Origin of the sequence: Thiocapsa sp. (assembly GCF_011390875.1) — a bacterium.
In the GTDB taxonomy this organism is placed as follows: domain Bacteria; phylum Pseudomonadota; class Gammaproteobacteria; order Chromatiales; family Chromatiaceae; genus Thiocapsa.
Map to the genome: position 1 here is coordinate 1 of NZ_JAABRP010000342.1, position 3,348 is coordinate 3,348.

Below are 3,348 nucleotides of genomic sequence, written 5' to 3' on the forward strand. Positions count from 1 at the left end.
ATTTAAGATGTTTAATCCTTTTAACCGCCCCGGCTCCGACAGTCGTCGGAGCCGGGGCGGCCAAGTCATCTACCAAATGACGCATATCGCACCGGGCGCGGTTTAGGCAGGGCCCAATCCCTGTGCCAGTCTTGATTTGAACGATGTCGATCCGCGTCACGACGGCAAGGGTTCGCAGGCTGACCTCCGTGAGGTGTTTCCCGACACGAGGCGGATCAAGCGTGAATGACCGGCAGCCGACCATCTCGCGTCTCGTCTGGGAGACCCGCTATCGGGCCGAAGGCGAGGCCGATCTCGATGCGACTCGGTACCGGGTTGCGCGGGCGCTGGCGTCGGTCGAGCCGGCCGAGCGGGTGATGGGGGCGGCGCGGTATCTGGATCTGCTGAAGGGGTTTCGGTTTCTCCCGGGTGGGCGGATCCTCGCCGGGATCCCGTTCGCGTCGTTCGAGCGGCTCTATCGGCGTGCCTATGACCTCGGGCTGAAGGGCTGCACGACCTTCAGGCCCAACCCGGTGACCGGCGAGATCCTAAGCCGGGATCTCGAAGCCTGCACGCCGGAGGAGTCGGGGCCCTGCTGCGGATCGGAGCGGGAGGAGGGCTGAGGCATGTCCTTCCACCCCGCCGTCAGGCCGCTCATGCAGCCGGTTCGCCCTGCGATGGTGCTGCATCATCTGGGACAGATTGCGCTGATTCTGGCGGTGCTCTTCTCGGTGCCGTTGGCCTTCGCGGCGGCGACCGGCGACTGGGAGCTGGCGCAGCGCATCCTGCTCGCCGCGCTGCTGCCGGCCTTGGCGCTCGGCGGTTGTGCTCGGATCCGTCCGAGCGACCGGCCCTTGCAGGCCAACGAGGCGCTGGTGATCTCGGCCTTGACCTTCATCATCGCGGCGGCGCTCATGACCTATCCGCTCACCGCGGAGGGTCTGTCGCCTTTGGACGCCTGGTTCGAGTCGGTCTCGGGCGTGACCACGACCGGTCTCAGTCTGGTTCCGAACCCGGAGCTCCGCTCCGATGCCTTCCTCTTCACGCGCGCCTGGATGCAGTGGTTCGGCGGCTTGGGTATCGTCGTCTTGTCGCTCGCCCTAGCGTTCGGGCGGACCGAGGACATGCGTCGTCTGGCCGACGCCGGGGCGGACGAGGAAAGCTTGGCCGAAGGGACACGGATCCACGCCCGGCGTGCCTTTACGATCTATGTCCTGCTCACGGTCGCCGGCTTGCTGCTGGTCCTGCCGACGGATTTGCCGCCCTTCGACGCCCTCATCCATACGTTGGCCGCCATCTCGACCGGCGGGTTCGGCGGTGTCTCGGACAGCCTGGCCGGCTTCGGGCGAGGCGCTCATTTCGCCCTCTTTGCCGTTTCGCTGCTCGGCGCATTGCCGCTCTTTTTGTACTACAGGGCTTGGAGGTCCGGCCCCGTCGCCCTGCGGTCCGATCCCGAGCTTCGGGCACTGATCATCGCCGTTGCGCTGGTGACGGTTCTGCTCTGGTGGCTCGGGGGCCTGTCGCCGGCGGACGCGCTGCTCCAGGCCGGCTCCGCCCAGACCACGACCGGATTTGCGACGCTGGATCTGAGCGAGCTGGATCCGGCGGCAAAAGGTGTTCTGATCCTGTCGATGGCCACCGGCGGCGGTGTCGGCTCGACGGCCGGCGGCATCAAGCTCCTGCGCCTGCTGATCCTGATCCGCATGATCCAGCTCGCCGTGATGCGTGTTCAACTGCCGCGTCATGCAGTGGTCCAGCCGGCGATCGGCGACCGGACCCTCGGCGGCCTCCAGATCGAGCATGCCCTGGTACTGATCCTGCTGTTCGTGCTGCTGGTGCTCGGGTCCTGGATGGCCTTTCTCGCCGTCGGCTATCCGGCGCTGGACGCCCTCTTCGAGGTGGTCTCGGCCACGGCGACGGTCGGCCTATCCGTGGGCATTACCGGCCCCGACCTCGAGCCCGGGCTCAAGCTGCTGCTGAGCCTGAACATGCTGGCCGGACGCCTGGAGATCATTGCCTTGCTGGTTCTGCTGTTCCCGGGAACTTGGTATAAGCCTTGAACCTAAACCGCGTCCAGAGCGAGATGCTCACTTTCGGGTGAGCTCGACGTTTGATGCATCCATGGCACTTAGCGGGGACGCGGTTTAGATTTTTTATATTTTGAATCGCGCCGACTCCAGCGGTCGTCAAGTCTGCCGGAGCCGATCCCATCCAAGAACATTGCATACCGCGCCGGGCGCGGTTCAACTGCTCTTCTTAGGCTAACGGCTGGCGGCAGGGAGCCGGAGGCTTTCCCCGCAACGAGGGACTCGACATGCGGTTCGTCTTCATCGGCAGCGGAACCCTCGCGGTGCTTACCGGGCGGATGCTCGTAGAGCGCGGTCACGAGGTCGTCATCGTCGAGCGCGATCCGGCGACGATCGAACGGTTGCGCGACGAGCTCGACGTGGGATTTCTGCACGGCGACGGGACCCGGCCGGCGATCCTTCGCGAGGCCGACCCCGAGAATACCGATCTGCTCTTCTGCCTGACCCATGACGATCAGTCCAACATCATCGCCAGTCTGGTGGCGCGTTCCCTGGGTTACCGACGGGTCGTCACCAAGATCGAGGATCCGGATCTGGAGCACATCTGCTCCGAGTTGGGTCTGGCCGACTCACTGGTGCCGATGCATACCGTCGGCCGCTACCTCGCCGACATGGCCGAGGGGCAGGACATCATCGCCATCTCCGACATCCTGCGCGGCGACACCCGCATCTTTTCCTTCAAGGTCGACGAGGCGTCTGCGACGGCACTCGAAGACTTGGCGATCCCGGATGTCGCTCGGGCCATCTGCATCTATCGCAACGGCGAGGAGCTCAAGTTCGCCGACCCGCAGATGCGTCTGCATGTCGGGGACGAGGTGGTGTTGCTGACGCGGGCGCGGAGTCTGAAAGCGCTCCGCCAGCGCTTCGAATAAGGCACGCTCGATCTTCGTGCGTCGGTGCCCGGTTTTGTGGACCCCGCCTGCAGGGTCGCACCCGGATGGTGCAACTTGCCGTCAGGACGTCATCGCGCCAAAGGAACAGTCCCTTATGAATAAAGGGGTTGGCGGCGGGTCGCGACGAACGCAACGTTGGCGCGTTTCTTGACTGGTTTCATCTGTTATGGGCCATGTTGTGGGGTTCACGGAGATGCTGAAACAATTCCAATCCGGCGGTGCCGGCCAGATCCAGATGCAACGCGCGGGACAAGCGATGGCCTACCACGAGTTCTATCAGGACGACTTCCGTCCGCGCGATCACTACCTCCCGATGTGGGAGCACATCCAGACGACCGGCCAGCAGATCCTCGGGGCCAAGGCGCGCGATGCCCATCTGACGTTGCACA

General features: G+C 64.7%; 3 protein-coding genes and 1 pseudogene. All 4 read left to right on the forward strand.

Annotation, left to right across the window (positions count from 1 at the left end; all coding sequences use genetic code 11):
• Positions 1 to 221: 221 nt before the first annotated feature.
• On the forward strand, positions 222 to 602 hold the full coding sequence (locus GPT33_RS18140; RefSeq protein ID WP_296811887.1) for a hypothetical protein: 381 nt from the start codon (positions 222 to 224) through the stop codon (positions 600 to 602).
• A 3-nt stretch (positions 603 to 605) separates the two neighbouring features.
• Positions 606 to 2,039, forward strand: coding sequence for a potassium transporter TrkG (locus tag GPT33_RS18145; RefSeq protein ID WP_296811889.1), 1,434 nt, complete (start codon positions 606 to 608; stop codon positions 2,037 to 2,039).
• A 254-nt stretch (positions 2,040 to 2,293) separates the two neighbouring features.
• Positions 2,294 to 2,938: a TrkA family potassium uptake protein gene (locus GPT33_RS18150; RefSeq protein WP_296811891.1), complete on the forward strand. Its 645-nt coding sequence runs from the start codon at positions 2,294 to 2,296 to the stop codon at positions 2,936 to 2,938.
• Positions 2,939 to 3,152: 214 nt separating this feature from the next.
• Positions 3,153 to 3,348: pseudogene (locus GPT33_RS18155) on the forward strand (circularly permuted type 2 ATP-grasp protein); the annotation flags it as partial.